This is a genomic window from Streptomyces sp. MS06 (assembly GCF_047200655.1).
Taxonomy (GTDB): domain Bacteria; phylum Actinomycetota; class Actinomycetes; order Streptomycetales; family Streptomycetaceae; genus Streptomyces.
This window is the reverse complement of sequence record NZ_JBJZOJ010000002.1, coordinates 108,265-124,885: the sequence shown is the minus strand read 5'-3', so window position 1 is coordinate 124,885 and position 16,621 is coordinate 108,265. Positions and strand designations below refer to the sequence as shown.

Genomic DNA, 16,621 nt, shown 5'->3' with positions numbered 1-16,621 from the left:
CGAACACTCCGCCCCAGGTCAGGACGGGTACGACCCCCGCCGGACCCCCGTACGAACATTTGGAAAGCGTGTTGGGGGCAACCCCTCACGAGTTCGAATCTCGTATCCTCCGCAGCCGCCTGAACAGGCGAAACGAAGAGCTGGACCGCTTAATGCGGTCCAGCTCTTCGGCCTGCCTTGGTTGTAGTTTCAGTTGCATTTATAGACGACATTTAGGACATTGCCTCAAGCGGGAACGGCGCACGCTCACGCCTCATGGGGTCGACCGGCGCAGACTGCGGGGAGCCACACCATCTGACGGGATACGTCACGACGGTTACCGGCAGCCAGGACCCACACGAGGGCCCGGTGCGACTCTGGTCTCGGCGGATCCACTCGGATCTGTCCATGGCCCCTGGACGATGTCGCGGTCATAGCCCGATCATCCGGACCTTGCTGCCGCACAGCCGGGTCATGTCATCGACATCCGACGTGAGGATGGCGACCGGGCCAGGCTGGCGCAAGGCCGCTTCCGCGACGGTGGCGTCGATCGCGTACTTGTGTCCGTGCAGACCGGCACCCTTGAGCAGTTGGGCCGCCGCCTTGGCCGCTGCCTCCGTGATCGGCTCCACCTTGACCCGGGAGAGCGCCCATTGCAGTCGGGGCAGGTTCACCCTGGCGTGGCTCACCTCCACGATGGTGTTGGCGCTGACGACGAGGTCCGCTCCCATGTCGTGGAACACCTGGAACATCGCCAGAACCTTCCGGTCCTGCACCACCCAGGCCGACAGCCCCTCGCTGTCCAGGACGACGGTCTCGATGTGCCCGCTCACGCGGCGCTCGCGCCGCCGGCGGCCGGCGTCGTACCGAAGATCCGCGCCCGCGCCTCGGCCAGCTCTTCCTCACTGAAGGCCCCGTGCTCGTCTGTGTGGCTGCGCAGGTCGGCCCCCAGGAGCTGGTGCCGGATCTGCCTGGCGACCGCTTCGGCCACGTAGCCGGAGATGTTGTCCGTGATCTTCTTCAGCTCCCTCACCTGCTCGGTGGGGAGTGTCACCGTGATGCGTGTGGTGTCTGCCATAGCCGCAAGCATACTGTGGTATGCGCGCTACGTGCTGCCTGTTCCCGCCCTCGGGGGCGGGTTCCGGCAGCGGCAGGTCCAAAAGCCGGTGAGCTGGGCTCATCCTCGCCGTAGGCGTCGACGGTGGCCTCTTCGATCAACGCCTCCAGCGCGGCTGGGGCCCAGGTACTCATGGCCTCACCGTAGCGCTGCACCGTACGGTGAGGCCCGGTGTGTTCAGCAGCGGCGTATCCGTCGTGGCGCAGTCGCCAGCAGTCAAGCCGAGGCTCGCGGTTGCCAGCGTGTGACGTTGCCTGGTGGGGTTCGGTAGTGAGCGGCCCAGGGGAGGGTCCGGCGAGCGACAGGGCGGAAGACAGTGGCACGAGTCGTCGTACGAGAGCCGAGTACGGGCGCGAGGAGCGCACCGCCGCTGGCCCGGCAGGAGACATCCGCCTTCGTGAGGGAGCTGCTCGGCGCCGGCTGGGCGGCGGTTTTCCTGCCCGGTGAGCCCGCCCGCCTCGGGCGGCTGCTGCTGTGGAAGCCGACCGGGGCTGCAGCCGGAGACGGTATGGCGCCCACCGGCCTTGAGACCGAGACGGTGGAGCTGGTCCTGCCGCACGGCCGCTCGGTCAGGCGGCGCAGGGTCGAGGGCTACGTGCTGCCTGTCGCCGTCGCCGTCTCCGCCCTGGCCAGTGCGGAGCCGACGCATCCCTCCGGCGCCGCCTGGCAGGCCGCCACTCGCTTCGCGCTGCGGCTGCTCGCCGACGGCCGCCTCCACCCGGCCCTCACCCCCGCCGGTTACGACACCTGGCAGGTGGGTCCTTACACCGCCGCCCAGCGCCAGACGCTGGACGCCCTGGCCGCCGCCTTCCCGCCACACGCCCACTGCCTGCCCGAGCCCGGCCCTGCTCCGGTACGGATCGCCGAACCGGCTGCGCTGGTACGCCAGTTCTGCGACGCGGTCGCCGACGAGCTGGTCCGCACTCCTGCCGCGCAACTCGCCATGGGAGCGCTGCCGTACGCCTGGCGCGAGGCCCGCACCTTGCCCTCCTTGCGTGAATGGGCCGAGGAAACCCAGGCGGCGCTCACCGCCGAGGTCAGTGTCTCCCTGCGCGTCGACGTACCCGAAGGACGCCGACGGCAGTTCCGGGCCGTCCTGCAACTGCACACCGCGGCGGACCCGGCGCTCGTCATCGAGGCCGCACGGCTGTGGAGCGAGCCGACCGAAGTGGAACGGCTGCTCGGTCCACGCGCCGAGACCGAGACCCTTCTCGCCCTGCGCCGCGGCGCCCGCGCCTGGCCCCCGCTACGGAGGCTGCTCGACGATGCCGCTCCCGATCAGCTCCGGTTGACCGACGACGAAGCCTTCGATCTCCTTGGGGACGCCACGAACGCGCTGCGCGCGGCCGGTGTCGACGTGCACTGGCCGCGCGAACTGGTCAAGGCGCTCACCGCGACCGCGGAGATCGGGCAGCGCACCGCCCCCGGTTCCGCCGCGGGCGGCCTGCTGGACACCGAGGCCCTCCTCGACTTCCGCTGGCAGATCTCCCTCGGCGGCGAGCCGCTCACCGAGGCCGAGATGGATACTCTCGCGGAGTCACGCCGTCCCCTCGTCCGGCTTCGCGACCAGTGGGTGGTCGCCGACCCGAAGCTGGTGGCCCGCGCCAAGCGCCGCCGGATGGAACCGCTCACCCCCATGGAGGCGTTGAGCGCCGCGCTGACCGGCGAGGCCGGGCGGGACGGTGACCTGGTCCCCTGTGCGGCGGTCGGTGCGCTCGGAGATCTGGTCGCTCGTATCCGCGACCCCGAGTCCCGCACCCTCGTGCCCCAACCCGCTGCCCTCAAGGCCACGTTGCGCGAGTACCAGAAGCGGGGCCTGGCCTGGCTGGCTGAGATGTGCGCACTCGGCCTCGGCGGCTGTCTCGCCGACGACATGGGCCTGGGCAAGACCATCACCTTGCTCGCTCTGCACCTGCACCGCCAGAGCGACCCCGCCACCGCGGGCCCCACGCTCGTCGTCTGCCCGACCTCTCTGCTCGGCAACTGGCAGCGCGAGGCCGCCAGGTTCGCGCCTTCCATCCCCGTGCGCCGCTACCACGGCGGCGGCCGCCACCTGAAGGACCTCGCCGATGACGAGATCGTCCTGGTCACCTACGGCGTCCTGCGCCGCGACCGGGAGACCCTCACCGAGCACGCATGGTCGCTGATCGCCGCCGACGAGGCCCAGCACGTCAAGAACCCCTACGCCGTCACCGCCCGTGAGCTGCGCGCCCTGCCCGCCCGCGCCCGCGTCGCCCTCACCGGCACCCCCGTGGAGAACAACCTCTCCGAACTGTGGGCGCTCCTCGACTGGACCACCCCCGGACTCCTCGGCCCGCTCACGGCCTTCCGCGACCGGCACGCCCGAGCGATCGAGTCGGGCGAGGACCCGCAGGCTGCCGACCGGCTGTCCCGCCTTGTCCGCCCGTTCCTGCTGCGCCGCAGGAAGTCCGACCCGGGCATCGCACCCGAGCTGCCCGCCAAGACCGAAACCGACCGCGTCGTACCTCTGACCGCCGAGCAGGCAAGCCTGTACGAGGCAGTGGTCCGCGAAACCATGGCGAAGATCGCCGAAGCCGAGGGCATCGCCCGCCGCGGTCTGGTTCTGAAGCTCCTCACCGCGCTGAAGCAGATCTGCAACCACCCCGCCCAGTACCTGCGCCAGTCGACACCGCTGCGCGGCCGGTCCGGCAAGCTCGACCTGCTCGACGAGCTGGTCGACACCGTCACCGCCGAGGGCGAGTCGGTGCTGGTCTTCACCCAGTACAAGCAGATGGCGACTCTGCTGGAGAAGCACCTCGCAGAGCGAGGGATCCCCACCCTCTTCCTGCACGGCGGTACCCCCGTCACCGCGCGCGAGGAGATGGTGGACCGCTTCCAGCGCGGCGAGGTGCCGGTGTTCCTGCTCTCCCTGAAGGCCGCGGGCACCGGCCTCAACCTCACCCGCGCCACCCACGTCGTGCACTACGACCGCTGGTGGAACCCGGCCGTCGAGGACCAGGCCACCGACCGCGCCTACCGCATCGGCCAGGACAAGCCCGTACAGGTCCACAAACTCCTCGCGGAGGGCACCGTGGAGGACAAGGTGGCGAAGCTTCTCGAGTCCAAGCGCGCGCTCGCCGACGCCGTCGTCGGCTCCGGTGAGGCCGCCCTGACCGAACTGTCCGATGCCGACCTCGCCGAACTCGTCGCCCTGGGGAGGCAGACATGAGCCCTTCGTTTCCCGGTCAGCGCCGCGCGCCCGCCCGCGGCAGGCGTGCCTTCGCCGCGACCTGGTGGGGCCAGGCATGGGTGACGGCCCTGGAGGACTCCACCCTGGACTCGGGGCGCCTGTCCCGCGGACGCACCTACGCCCGCCAGGGCATGGTCGGCGCCGTCACCATCGCCCCCGGCCAGGTCAAAGCCGCCGTCCAGGGCAGCAGGCCCCGCCCTTACCGCTCCGCCGTCCACCTTCCCGTCCTCACCGACCCTCAGTGGGACACCCTGCTCGACACGATCGCGGCCCGCGCCGGACATCTCGCGGCACTTCTCGACGACGAAATGCCCGCCGAACTCGTGGACGACGCCCGGCACGCAGGCGTCCCACTGCTCCCACTGCCCACCGAGCTCGATCCGGAGTGCTCCTGCCCCGACTGGGGATACCCCTGCAAGCACGCCGCCGCGCTCTGCTATGCCATCGCCGCCACCATCGACACCGACCCATTCGTGCTCTTCACGCTGCGCGGCCGCGGTCGCGAGGAGGTCTTCGCCCAGCTCCGCGCACGCCGTACGGCAGCACAGGAGACCGCCGCCCCACCGGCACCGGCCGGCATCCCGGCCGCCGCCGCGTACGCCCGCTGGGCCGAAGAGCCCCGCGCACTGCCCGAACTCCCGGAACCCGCTGCCTACTCCACAGCACTGCCCGTCGCCCCGCCATCCGGCACCGGCCTGGCCGCCGCGGACCTGGAACGCCTCATGGCCGACGTCACCGCGCGCGCCGCCCGGCTCCTCGCGGGCGATACCGCCGACCTGCACCTGACCCAGCGCCAGGACGCCGTCCGCATCGCCGCAAACGACCCCGGACCCGAGTGGTTCCACCACCTGATCCGGAACACCGGCACCAAACCCACTGCTTTCGCACGTCTCACCCGTGCCTGGCGCCACGGCGGTCCCACGGGCATCACAGTCGCCGAACAGTCCTACGCCCCCGATCCGACGGTGATGAAGACCGCCCGCACCGCCGTGGACACGGCCATCGCCGAGATGACCGACTCGCCCACACACCTCAGAACCTGGCGCAACCGCCTCGCCCTCACCCACTACGGCATTCAGCTGCGTCTGGGCCCCGACGCCCGCTGGTACCCCTTCCTCCAGGACGACGACGGCGAATGGTGGCCCGCGGCACCAGCCGACAGTGACCCGGTCACCGCGCTCACCGCGGTCTGGTCGCAGAACGGGGAGTAAGGAGGCGATTCCCCCGCTGACCAGGAACCACGAGCGGAAGGCGGACCGCCCAGTGGTTTGGTGAACACGCAGTCCGACTCGACCCACAGATCGCCGGCCACCGTGGACTGCACGATGTCCGGTCCGGGCGCGTGCCGTAGCACCCAGGGCGCGAAAATGGTCGATATGACGGAGACACGCGCATGGTCGTACGACGGCACGGAGCTGGCTTGGCTCCAGAAGCGGCTCGCTCGCTCGACGGCAGGTCCCGGGCACGTGGTCTCCGACCTCGTGCCAAGTGAGTACGAAGCATTCGTACGGATCTTCCACCGCTTCGAGGCCACGGACCGGTCAGGCCGTAACCTCACGTGGCAAGAGTTGGCCGAGGATTCAGGTGTTCCATTCCATCCTGAGATGTCCCACTGGTGGCTGCGGCGCGAAGGTCCCGACCCCGAACGCACACTATGGCAGGCCGAAGACGGAGCCCTCGACCACACCAGTCGGCGAGCACTGGTGCGCGTACTTGCCGGAGTATCTGGCGACCAGGCCGTCCACTTCGCCTACGACCTCGCGGCCCTCCTCTGGGGCGAAGAGACACCGCTCGTTCACCGCGCCCCTCTGACTGACCTGGAAGCCGTGAGAGAAACGGTCGTGGACACGGTAGGCGAGAGCGGCCCCGAATTCTGGTGGCCGCAGGATCGCAGCTGGGTCGTCACCACCAGCTACGACCTGCTGTCCACCTATGTCGGCTGCTCAGCCGAGACCGCCGAGCTGATCCTGAGTGACGGTGACCTCGAGACCCTGCCGGTCACCCCGCAGGCCCGTGTCGACCGGGAAAGCGAACCGCCGCGCCGCCCGTAACCGTCACGATCGAGTCAACCGGAGGGGCCGCCCCAGTCGGTTGTCTTGGGGTGGTCAAGTCGGTGCTGCGTCAGGTCAGGTGACCGGCGCAGCTGCCTGCCGTGGCTTCGTGATCGACCGAACCGGCATCTCCGCCGCCCAGGACTGGGACCGTATCCTCACCGGCACCGGCACCGGCACCGGCACCGGCACCGGCACCGGCACCGGCACCGGCGCACGGTTCACCACGTGGCCGAACACCGTCGGCATCCTCCGGGAGCGCGTCTTTCAGCACCCTGAACTCGCCCACAGCAAGCCGACAACGTACGGCCCGCTCGATGTCTTCCACCCCCCTAACGCCTCTCAATGAGCAGGGCCTATCAGCGATCGGCGCCCCGTCTGCGGAACTCACCGTGGTCTCAGTCCTGGTCTCATTCGCCTACGTCCGGGATCGATCACCTGCCCTGTCCTCCCCGCCTCCACCTCAGGTCAGAACACCCGCGCACACCCCCGAACCCCCAGACGAAGACTTGGAAGACGGGTTTGGGGCGACCTCTCACGAGTTCGAATCTCATATCCTCCGCCATTGCTCTCACCGGGCAATACGTCATCCTCAGTCCCCGTTGTCCTGGTTCTCGCCTACAGCGGGTGTCTCCGGGACTCCCCCAGACGGCCTCGGCGATCTTCCGGGCCACTTCCTTGAGCACGGCGTCCGGCACATGCAGGAGTCGCGCCCGCATACTCGTGGAGTTGGCCGCGCTGCAGAAGCACCGGGGCGGCGATCACCGACGAGCGGTACCACTGGTGGCGGTCCCCCGCAGCGGGGTCGGTTGTTCCGGCCTTCAGGCGGTGTACGACCCCGAGGAGCTGATCAACGCCTGGCGCAGGACGTGAGCGACGGCTGCACTCCTGTGGTTGCGGTTCTGGTTGCATTCACTGGTGTACGGCGCCGTCCGGAAGCCCCGCCCAACCCTGCTGAACGCAGGTCAGGACGTTTCCGCACGCCCACGAGCACGGTGGCGGCCGTGACGTCGCGGGCGGTCCGTGGGCGTTCATGTCGCGGAACGTGCCCGGTCGACGGGTTGCTGTCCGTTCGGTCACCGGGGCGTCCGGGACGGCGGCACCTGGTCGGCCCGCTACCAGCGGTGTCGCGTACGCTCACGGGCACCGACTTGAGCCGCCGATCGCGGAGAGACATGTGAGTCTGGACATTGCCGCCTTCACCACGTCGCACCCGGAGCGGCCACCGGTACCCGTCCCGGTCGACTGGGCGGCCGTCGAGAGGTGGCTGGGACTCAGGCTGCCGGAGGACTACAAGCAACTGGCCGATGCCCATGGCCCGCTGGATTTCGGTGAGTACGTATGGATCCACGTGCCCTGCGTCCAAGAGGGCAGCTTCGACTACGGACGCTGGCTCAAGGACACCCACCGCGAGGCGCGCATCGCTGCTCGGAGGCTGACGGAGGATCAGCGGCCCGCGATCCACCCCGACCCGGGTGGCCTCCTCGCCTGGGGATGCACTCGGGGGAGCGATGTCCTGTTCTGGGACACCTCCACCTCAGATAACCCCGACGAGTGGACCGTGGTCGTCAATCACTCACCAGGTATCCCCGGCAACGGTCTGCAACCCTGGCACCACTACGACCTCACCCTGGGCGACTACCTTCGGCACACCATTCGGGCGGAGTGGGAACTGCCGTCCCCACCCGGGCCGCTCATCGGACCGCTGAGCAGCACCGTCGCGCGCAGCGCGTTCCTTCCGACGGTCAAGGCGTGGACGCCGCCCGAGCCCACCCCGCCCAGGCTCACGGACAGCGAGCGTCACATCGCCCTGCAGACGGGCACCGGTCTGGACGCGTTGCGTCTCCTGTGTCCGCCGCCTGAGGACCCGTATCTCGGCGACGGCACCTGGGCCGGGCTGTTCGACGAACTGGGCACCACGTTGCCGAGCGAATACGTGACCTTCATGGACCTTTACGGCGCCGGCTGCTGGAACAACTGGCTGCGCTTCCACACTCCGCTGCGCACCGGTGAGCGCCGTTTCCTCCAGCACATCGAGTCGACCGCGGCCGGGTACCGCCAGCTCAAGGGCAACCGTCCGCAGTGGTACCCACTCGGCATCTGGCCCGAACCCGGCGGCTTCCTCCCGTTCGCGAACTCCATCGACGGTGACCAACTCGGCTGGCTGACGGAAGGCGACAGCCCCGACGACTGGCCGTTGATCGTCTGGCCCCGCCACGCGGATCAAGGACCGCCTCTGCCGGATCCCCTGATCGAGACTCTCCTGGCCTGGTCGCGCGGCAAGTTCAGCACTCCCGGATTGGCACCGCTGGATGAGGACGACGACCCCGTCGAGTTCGCCGGCTTCGAATCCTGGGACGACCGCGCCTACTGGTAGCAGAGTGGCGTTCGCGGGGGGAGGCGACGGCCTGGCTGCCGAGTAGTCGGGCCGTCGGAGGTCGGGATCAGTCCTTGATCAGTTGCCCGTACAAGGGTGGATTCCGGGTGAAGAAGATGTTCGAGGTCGGTCGGCGCCGATGACGGCGGCGACTTCGTGCAGGCGGGTCAGCGCAGCGCCTTCGGTGGGCAGGGAAAGATCGAGCAAGGCAGCAGCGTGGTCTCGACGGGCGCCCAGGTCCGGCATGTCCTCGCGCTGCCGGGCGCCCTGCTGGTGACTCTCCTGGAGCGTGAACCAGCACCCCGGCGCCGCGCCTTTTCCCCCGGTCGGCGGCGTTCCGCCTCAGCTTCAACCGACGGCTGTGTCAGTGGTGACCGCTACGTTTCATGTCGTGGCGAACTCGTACACCGTGCTGTGGACCAATGGTCTGTGCCGCGACCTGATACGCGGCGGCTTCACCGGGCGGCGTCCGACCGTGCTGTTCGGGGGTCCCCACCAGTCCTGCCCGAGCTTCCGACGTGCCGGAGTTGTACCCGGGGACCGGGTGTTCGCCGTCCGCGCCTGGCGGGCCGCGCTCTACACGGTCTGCGCGATGGAGGTTCGCCGGATCGTCGACCACGACCAGGCGGGCGCCGAACTGGCCGACGAGGACTACCCCAACCTGATCCACTGGCGCCCGTTGCGGCGCGGCTGCGTCTCCGAAGTCGTGCTCGGCTCGCCGGGAACCCCGATCCGGTTCGACGCTCCGCTCTCGGGAGACCGTCTTGAGCAACTCGCCTTCGCCTCGCGCCGAGGCGAGCGGAAGCTCAGGCACGTCGAGGACGGGCGACTGCTGCGCGCGGTCGGCTTGCAGGGCGTCTATCGGCTCGATCCGGGTTCCGCGGACATTCTCAACCGACACCTCACCGATCAGGGGCCGGTGGCGTGAGTGCGCGCGATCACGCCGTTCGTCGAGTTGCGCGCAGTACGACATCGCTGACGTGGTGGGTGCTGGCCGCGCCGGGGGGTCGCTGCCGGGTTTCGCGGGTCTCGACGTGCCAGGTGTCGGGGTCTGCGGTGAGCGCGGCGGTGATCTCGTCGACTCCGACGAAGGCCTCCGGGTCGTACATCCGGGTCTGGGTCGCCACGTCCACCGGGTCGCGCAGCGGGGTGAGGTCGTGGTGCACGACCAGGAGCGTGCCGCCGGGGGCGACGGCGGCGAGCAGGCTGCGCACGCCGCGCTGGTCGGGTGTGCGCTTGAAGGAGCCGTACTGCAGGGAGACCAGGTCGAAGGTCTCGGTGCCGAAGGGTGCGGGATCGTTGGCGTCGCCGCGTACGAGGTTGACGGCGAGCCCGCGGCGTTCGGCCTCGGCGCGGACCCGGGCGAGCGCGTTGCCGGAGATGTCGGTGGCGGTCACCTTCCAGCCGTGCTCGGCCAGCCAGAGGGCGTCGGCGCCCTCGCCGGTGCCGACGTCGAGCGCCCGGCCCGGGGCGAGGGCGGTGACCTCGTGGACGAGTGTGCCGTTGGGGTTGCCGCTCCATGCCCGGTCGGGGCCCCCGTAGCGGTGGTCCCAGTCGGTCTCCTCGCCCGATTGCCGGACGGCGGCGTGCAGGTCCTCCTCGGCGAGGCTGAAGGCGATCATGGCGCCGACCTGGCTGCCCTGGGCGGCCGACGGCAGGACCTGCAGGCTCGGGTCGGTGATGTTGCCGGCCGCGTAGATCCCCGGTACGGCGGTCTCGCCGCGCGCGTCGACCGCGAGGACGTCGCCGGCGCCGGTCGGGTGCGGGGCGGTGGTGAGTCCGACACCGGCCAGCGCGTCGGCGCGTGCCTGGAACCGCGAGCCGGCGACGACGGCGTCGGCCTCGAGCACGCGGCCGTCGCCGAGTTCGACCCCGGACACCTCGCCGTCCGGCCCGGTGAGGACTCGGCTGACCTCGCTGCGCTCGACGGTGACACCGGAGGCGGCAAGGGCCTCGACGGCTCCCTCGTCGACCCCGGCCGGGTCGTGCAGGACGACGACCAGCCGGTCGGTCAGGTGCCGGAACAGCGGGGTGGGGTGGAGGCCCAGGGGGTTCGTGACGATCTGCACCAGGCGCTGGTCGCGCACCTCGAAGCCGTGGCAGAACGGGCAGTGGAGCACGCCGCGCCCCCACCCCTCGGCGATGCCGTCGATCGCGGGGAGTTCGTCGGTCAGGCCGGTCGCGGCGAGTACGCGACGGGCCACCAGCGTGTGCCCGCCGGTGAGGTCGAGCCGGAACCGGCCGTCGTCGCGGCGGTGCACCCCCACGACCCGGCCAAAGAGCACCTCCCCACCGTAGGCGCGCACCTCCTCGCGACCGACCTCCATCAGCTCGCCGGGCGCGGCTCCCTCGTGCCCCAGGTAGCCGTGCATGTGCGCGGCCGGCGCGTTGCGCGGGGTGCCGTCATCGACCACGACCACGCCTCGCCGCTGGCGGGAGAGCTGCAGGGCGGCGGCGAGACCGGCGGCCGAGCCTCCGATCACTGCGACGTCGCAGTGACGCTCCAGGGTGGGGTGCCGGGCGTGGCTGACGGGCTCGTTGGGCTCGGACGGGGCTGGCTGTCGGCTGTGTGCGGGGTGCTCGCTCATGACTGCGACGCTACAGCGCCCAACGGTTTCCGCAACGGGCCTTGCACAATCAGCAAGAAGCGCCAGGATGGACACATGAACGGAGTCGCCGACGTCGAAGCCCTGGCACGGTCGCGCCTGCGCGGCATGCGCACCACCCTGGGGTACTCCCTCGACGAGCTGGCCGAGCGCACCAACCTCAGCCCGTCGACCATCAGCCGCGTCGAGACGGGCAAGCGCACACTCAGCCTCGACGTGCTCGTGCCGCTGGCCAACGCCCTCCAGACGAGTCTCGACGCGCTCTTCGAGGTGCCCACCGACGACGACGTCGTCATCCGTCCGGTCGCCCACAGCAGCGGCACGCGGACGACGTGGCCGCTGAGCCGTCCGGACGGGCGCACGGTCGCGATGAAGATGCGCCTCGAGCCGTCCGACACACCGCCCGGCCAACGGGTGCACCCGGGCCACGACTGGTTCCTCGTGCTGGAGGGGCGCGTGCGGCTGTGGCTGGGAGAGCGGCAGATCGACGTCGACACGGGGGAGGCGGCGGAGTTCGCGACGATGGTCCCGCACGCGATCACGGCCCTGGACGGCCCAGCCGAGTTGATCATGGTCTTCGACCGCGACGGACAGCGCGCGCACGTGCACCAGTGAGCTCGGCGGCCCGCGAGGAGGCCACGGCAAGCCACTCGGGGTGCGGTTCGGGTTGCCGTTCAGGGTCCAGGACCGACCTGCTCGGTTTGCCGAGCAGCCGAGCGACGAGCCGGTTGACTCCGCTGAGAATTCCGTCGGAGAAGGGCGAGCTGCTCGCCGTCAAGGTCGCCGATGTCGGGGCCGAGTGTCGCCGGGTGCGACTGTCGGGCGCTGACTCACCGGGTGGCCGGGGAGATCGCCTCCGCTGACGGCGAGGGTCACAGGTGCAGTTGAGCCAGGGCTCCTTCGGTCACGGGGTAGGGACTTTCACGGGGCAGGAGTTGCCGTGCGGCGTCCAGGTCTCCGTCCCGTACCAGGGCGTGGACGGTGTGGGCGAGCGGTGTGACATCGGTGACGGCGACGGTCCACTCATCGGCGTAGAGGCGCGCCGCTTCGCCGACGAGGCCGAGCTGGAGCGATCGGTGCGCAAGCGGCCGGAGGCGCAGATCGCGTTCGGGGTCCCACTGCACCCGGGACGGTGCTCGCTTCAACTGACGCTTCCAGGCGGCACGGTCGGCGTGCAGACCCCGCTCGTAGGCGGTCAGGCAGGCGCGTTGCAGCGCCCACTCGAAGCCCTCACGGGTGATCTCGACGGCAAGGACCACCTCCTGCCCCTCCTTGGCGCCCCACCCGCAGCGATACATCATCCAGAGGAACGACGGCTTGATCCACGTCATCCGGTCCCGCTTCCACACCGCCGGGAAGCAGCCGTCCCTCGCCGCAGGCAGACCGATCTCCGGCGGGTAAGCCTGGTAGACGGTGACCGTGGACTCCGTGTGCTGGGCTCGAATCCGGTGTGCGCCTTCTGTCACGGGGACCAGGGTGCGCCCCCTGACTCACGCGCGCCATCGCATTACCTCAACGGGCGAAGGCCCGGGGGACAGCGTGCCCGGGCCCTCCCGAACGGGCTGACCGGTCGGTGGCCCGGCCCCGCAGGAGACCGCCGGTCGTGTCGGCGGGATCCTTGAGCGCCCGGTCCGTGACGTGCCGGGTGTCGCCTGCGCATGCGGGCGGACCGGTCGGGCTCCCATCCCGCGGCCACCTCCGCGGCTGCGTCCGGAGCCCCGAGGCTGAGCAGGGGTATGCCGGAGGTTCCGCGGGTGCCGGCACACCTCGTCGGCCGTGAAGGAGGATGTCCGTCATGACGGACGGGAAGAGTGAACTGGTCGAACTGCTCCGTCGCGCCGGCCTGGAGGTGGTCGGGCACGGCCAGGTCTCCCATGCGCGGCCCACGGCAGCCGCCTGGCGACCTGTGATCGCGGGGAGCACGGAGCCCACGTTCTCGGTGCCGAACGACCATGCCGACCTGGTTGCCGAGTTGAACCGGCAATGGCACCGAATCGCCGTCGGGAAAGACGTGGTCAATACGGACGGAGAGTTCCTGATCAGCGTCGCCGACCTGGGTTGCACCCGCTGCGAAAGCGGCCACTGGACCAGAGTGCGGCTGGCGGAGCACTGGGATCTCGCCGGGGTTCTCGGCACGGGGGCGGGCCAACCGGAATTCGTGGCGATGTCCCTGGACGGAGAGAGTGTCCTGGGCGTCACCACCGAGGAGTACGCGGTCTGGTTCGTCGCCGTCACCCCGCTCACCGACTGGCTGGAATCGTCGGCACAGGCCCTGGCTTCGGAGAGCCCGGAGGAGCGGGAAGCCGACTGGAGCAGCGTCCTGCGGTGGAAGACCGCCTCGGCGGGGCTGCGGGAAGCATGGCGCGACGGGCTGGGCAGGAACCGCCTCGCGCCCTCGTCCGTGCTGCTCCGTCTCCTCGACGTCCCTCCCGGTGAGCCGTTCCCGTCCTGGCTCGCCCATCGGGAACTCCCCGAAGACGTGGTCGGGGCCTGGGTCGCGCACCCCGAGTGGCGGGTACGCAAGAAGTTGGCGCAACGATGGCTGCTCGACGCCGAGCAGCGCGCCGAACTGTTCCACGATCCCGACGCCCATCACCGGTGGGTCCTCCTCACCTGCGCGGTGGACGACCGGGCAGCGCTCACCGCCGCGACCTACACCCGGCTCGCCGCCGATCCCGCCCCGCGCGTGCGCGCCGAACTGGCCCGCCACCGCGACCTGCCGGTACGGCACCTCGCCGCGCTGGCCGCCGACCCGGACCCCCAGGTACGCAGGGTGGCCGCCCCACGCGCCTGGACTCACCTGGCCCCTTCGGCACAGGAGGCCCTCCTCGCGGACCCGGATGCCGATGTGCGGGCCGAAGCCCTCCTGCGGTACCACCGTTCCACCCCGCTCTCGGCGGCCGGCTTCGCCGAACTGCCCGACGACGAAGGGCGGGAACGCGCTGCCCGTACCTGCGTACTCGCACGTGGGCTGGCCGAGGATCTGGTCCACGGCACCGATACCGCTTTGCGCGGCGCCACCGCGCAGAACCCGAGCCTGGACACCGACCTGGTGTCCCTGCTCGGCCGCGACCTCGAACCCGGTGTTCGATGGCTGGTGTCCGTCCGCCCGGACCTCACCGAAGCGGAACGCTCCCTGATCGACATCGAGTTCGACCCCAGCGCCCGCTGCTATCCCCTCCAGTGGGTACGGGACCTGGAGGACGACGAAGAGGCCATGCGGCGCTGCGCCGCCTCCGCGCACGTGATGCTCCGCCGCAGCGCCGCGTGCGCGAAGAACCTGCCGGCCGACGTGGTCGACCTCCTGGCGCACGACGAGGACCGGGTCGTCCGGCTCTTCCTGGCCGAACAATGTGCCCAGGCCCCGGCCGGCGTACTCCTGGAGATGGCGCAGAGCTGGAACGGCTACTCAGCCGCACGGATGGTCGAGCACCCCAACTTCCCCCGGCAGGGGACCCTGCGCTTCGCGGACGATCCCAACCCCCGTACGCGCGGGCTCGCTCTCCTCGATCCGAAGTCGACCGCCGAGCTGGTGGAGCGGTTCAGCAGGGACGCGGACTCAAGCGTCCGCCGGCGCGCCCTGCGCGACCACCGCCTGTCCACCGCGTCCGTGATCCGACTGCTCGACGACCCGCACCGCGGCATACGAGACGAGGCAGCCGCCGACCCGCGCCTGCCCACCCGCGTCCTGGCCGCCCTCCTCAGCGACAGGACGACCGCGGCCCGCGCCGCCGCCAACCCCGCCATCCCCGAAACCGTCATGCACCAACTGCTGGACCGGTGACCGGGACACACTGTCGGTGCCTGCCCACCGCCGTGTCGGTGCCTACCGACAGCCGTGTTCAGGCCGTGGCCGACACCAACGGGGGCACTCGGTGCGGGGCCGCCGTTCCCGTGCCGACTCCGACTCCGGCTCCGGCTCCAGGCGGCACCGACGCGCCCTGACCGCCTCGGCCCGGGCGGTCGGGGCCGCCCGTGAGCCGAGGTGGTCGGGCGTTCTCGTGAACACGCCCGAGCCGCCCCGCGCGACGGCGGCCGGGTCCGTTCAGACGACGTCGACCGTGAACGCGGTCTGCGCCGCCCCGGCGAGGACCCGGATCCGCACGGTTCCGGCCGAGTCCCCGGCTTCCAGCGGTACGTCGGTCGAGCCGACGCCGTTCTCGTTGGTGGTGACCATGACGGGGGAACCGCCGTGGAACGCGGTGCCGGTCCCCTGGGAGTCGTCGACGTAGAAGCTGACGACCGCCCCGCCCGCAGGCTGCCCGTCCTCGCCGGTGGCCCGCACCGACAAGGACGCGAACGTCTCCCCGCGTTCCACCCTCTGTCCGGCTCCGGACACCGGCGTCAGCGCACTGACCATCTGAGCGTCTCCTTCCTGGGCTGCGGCCGCCGCTCGCGTGCGGCCACCTCGATACGGCACCTCAGCCACACATGGAACAGGGCCGCGCCGACGGTGACAACGGTGGAGATCAGGAACGGTGAAGATCAGGTCGGTGCGCGGGCGGGCTCCGGTACCCGCGCAGCGCGGGTGTCAGCGGCCGCATGGCGGTTCGCAGTGCCGGGCGTCGGCTGTACGGCTCGGCCTCCGTCGGGGAGGCGGGCGGCCGCGGCGGACCCGGCGGGCCCCGCCGGGCGCGGAGATCCCGCGCGCGGGATCATCGGGGGATGGACGTGACGCTGCACCTCGCCCAGGATCCGGACGCCGACGAACTGCTCGGCCGCTCCCCGCTCGCCGCTCTGGTAGGCATGCTGCTCGACCAGCAGGTACCGATGGAGTGGGCGTTCAAGGGACCGCGGACGATCGCGGACCGGCTCGGCTCCGACGACCTCGACGCGCACGAGATCGCCGCTCAGGACCCGGAGGCCTTCGCCGCCCTGCTGTCCGAGAAGCCGGCGGTGCACCGCTACCCGGGCTCGATGGCCCGGCGCATCCAGCAGTTGTGCCAGTACCTGGTGGAGCACTACGACGGAAGCGCCGAACTCGTCTGGAAGGGCGTCGACGACGGCCGGGAGCTGCTGCGCCGGCTGCAGGAGCTGCCCGGGTTCGGGAGGCAGAAGGCGCAGATCTTCCTCGCCCTCCTCGGCAAGCAGCTCGGTGTCGCCCCCGAGGGCTGGCAGAGGGCCGCCGGCTCCTACGGCGAACCGGAATCCTTCCGGTCCGTCGCCGACATCACCGGCCCCGAGTCGTTGGCCAAGGTGCGGGCGCACAAGCAGGAGATGAAGGCGGCGGCCAAGGCGGCGAAGGCCGCCGGGAAGCGGTAGCCGTCAGCCGGGCGGGCG

15 protein-coding genes are annotated in these 16,621 nt (G+C 70.7%); 10 read left to right on the top strand and 5 right to left on the bottom strand.

Translation table 11 applies throughout. The features are described from left to right. Nucleotides 1-410: 410 nt before the first annotated feature. Both ACL02U_RS01585 and ACL02U_RS01580 read right to left on the bottom strand, forming a co-directional pair. Entirely contained in the window at nucleotides 411-812 is a 402-nt protein-coding gene (locus ACL02U_RS01585) for a DNA-binding protein (RefSeq protein ID WP_412788736.1), read from the bottom strand. After that, nucleotides 809-1,057 (bottom strand): hypothetical protein, encoded by a 249-nt coding sequence (locus ACL02U_RS01580; protein WP_412788735.1) that lies wholly within the window; start codon nucleotides 1,055-1,057, stop codon nucleotides 809-811. Before ACL02U_RS01580 ends, ACL02U_RS01585 begins: the two co-directional genes overlap by 4 nt. A gap of 436 nt (nucleotides 1,058-1,493) precedes the next feature. On the opposite strand from ACL02U_RS01580, the gene ACL02U_RS01575 reads away from it, so the two are divergent. From ACL02U_RS01575 to ACL02U_RS01545, 7 genes are all read left to right on the top strand, one after another. Further along, nucleotides 1,494-4,286, top strand: a complete 2,793-nt coding sequence (locus ACL02U_RS01575; protein ID WP_412788734.1) for a DEAD/DEAH box helicase — start codon at nucleotides 1,494-1,496, stop codon at nucleotides 4,284-4,286. Beyond that, nucleotides 4,283-5,518, top strand: a complete 1,236-nt coding sequence (locus ACL02U_RS01570; protein ID WP_412788733.1) for an SWIM zinc finger family protein — start codon at nucleotides 4,283-4,285, stop codon at nucleotides 5,516-5,518. The genes ACL02U_RS01575 and ACL02U_RS01570 overlap by 4 nt, the downstream gene beginning before the upstream one ends. A 165-nt stretch (nucleotides 5,519-5,683) precedes the next feature. After that, on the top strand, nucleotides 5,684-6,358 hold the full coding sequence (locus tag ACL02U_RS01565) for a hypothetical protein (RefSeq protein ID WP_412788732.1): 675 nt from the start codon (nucleotides 5,684-5,686) through the stop codon (nucleotides 6,356-6,358). 109 nt (nucleotides 6,359-6,467) lie between these two features. Next, a complete protein-coding gene (locus ACL02U_RS01560; protein ID WP_412788731.1) occupies nucleotides 6,468-6,707 on the top strand; it encodes a hypothetical protein in 240 nt (79 codons plus the stop codon). Between the two features lie 380 nt (nucleotides 6,708-7,087). Beyond that, nucleotides 7,088-7,231, top strand: coding sequence for a hypothetical protein (locus ACL02U_RS01555; RefSeq protein ID WP_412788730.1), 144 nt, complete (start codon nucleotides 7,088-7,090; stop codon nucleotides 7,229-7,231). Nucleotides 7,232-7,535: 304 nt separating this feature from the next. Then, the gene (locus ACL02U_RS01550) at nucleotides 7,536-8,735 is read left to right on the top strand and encodes an SMI1/KNR4 family protein (protein WP_412788729.1); all 1,200 of its coding nucleotides are present in this window, start codon (nucleotides 7,536-7,538) and stop codon (nucleotides 8,733-8,735) included. Nucleotides 8,736-9,126: 391 nt separating this feature from the next. Next, nucleotides 9,127-9,663, top strand: a complete 537-nt coding sequence (locus ACL02U_RS01545; RefSeq protein ID WP_412788728.1) for a hypothetical protein — start codon at nucleotides 9,127-9,129, stop codon at nucleotides 9,661-9,663. A 10-nt stretch (nucleotides 9,664-9,673) separates the two neighbouring features. Here ACL02U_RS01545 and ACL02U_RS01540 read toward each other — a convergent pair whose 3' ends face one another. Next, complete coding sequence (locus ACL02U_RS01540) at nucleotides 9,674-11,323, bottom strand: FAD-dependent oxidoreductase (RefSeq protein ID WP_412788727.1); 1,650 nt, start codon at nucleotides 11,321-11,323, stop codon at nucleotides 9,674-9,676. 75 nt (nucleotides 11,324-11,398) lie between these two features. Here ACL02U_RS01540 and ACL02U_RS01535 point away from each other — a divergent pair, with 75 nt between their 5' ends. Then, nucleotides 11,399-11,956, top strand: a complete 558-nt coding sequence (locus ACL02U_RS01535; protein WP_412788726.1) for a helix-turn-helix domain-containing protein — start codon at nucleotides 11,399-11,401, stop codon at nucleotides 11,954-11,956. 257 nt (nucleotides 11,957-12,213) lie between these two features. On the opposite strand, the gene ACL02U_RS01530 is transcribed toward ACL02U_RS01535, so the two are convergent. Next, nucleotides 12,214-12,807 carry a DUF4291 domain-containing protein gene (locus tag ACL02U_RS01530; protein ID WP_412788725.1) on the bottom strand — a complete coding sequence of 198 codons (594 nt, stop codon included), beginning with the start codon at nucleotides 12,805-12,807 and terminating at the stop codon, nucleotides 12,214-12,216. Nucleotides 12,808-13,136: 329 nt separating this feature from the next. On the opposite strand from ACL02U_RS01530, the gene ACL02U_RS01525 reads away from it, so the two are divergent. Then, nucleotides 13,137-15,125, top strand: coding sequence for a PE-PGRS family protein (locus ACL02U_RS01525; RefSeq protein WP_412788724.1), 1,989 nt, complete (start codon nucleotides 13,137-13,139; stop codon nucleotides 15,123-15,125). A gap of 261 nt (nucleotides 15,126-15,386) precedes the next feature. Here the strand turns inward: ACL02U_RS01525 and ACL02U_RS01520 are convergent, their stop codons facing one another. After that, a complete protein-coding gene (locus ACL02U_RS01520) occupies nucleotides 15,387-15,701 on the bottom strand; it encodes a hypothetical protein (protein WP_412788723.1) in 315 nt (104 codons plus the stop codon). A 305-nt stretch (nucleotides 15,702-16,006) separates the two neighbouring features. Here ACL02U_RS01520 and ACL02U_RS01515 point away from each other — a divergent pair, with 305 nt between their 5' ends. Further along, on the top strand, nucleotides 16,007-16,603 hold the full coding sequence (locus ACL02U_RS01515) for an HhH-GPD-type base excision DNA repair protein (protein WP_412788722.1): 597 nt from the start codon (nucleotides 16,007-16,009) through the stop codon (nucleotides 16,601-16,603). The last annotated feature ends 18 nt before the right edge of the window (nucleotides 16,604-16,621 follow it).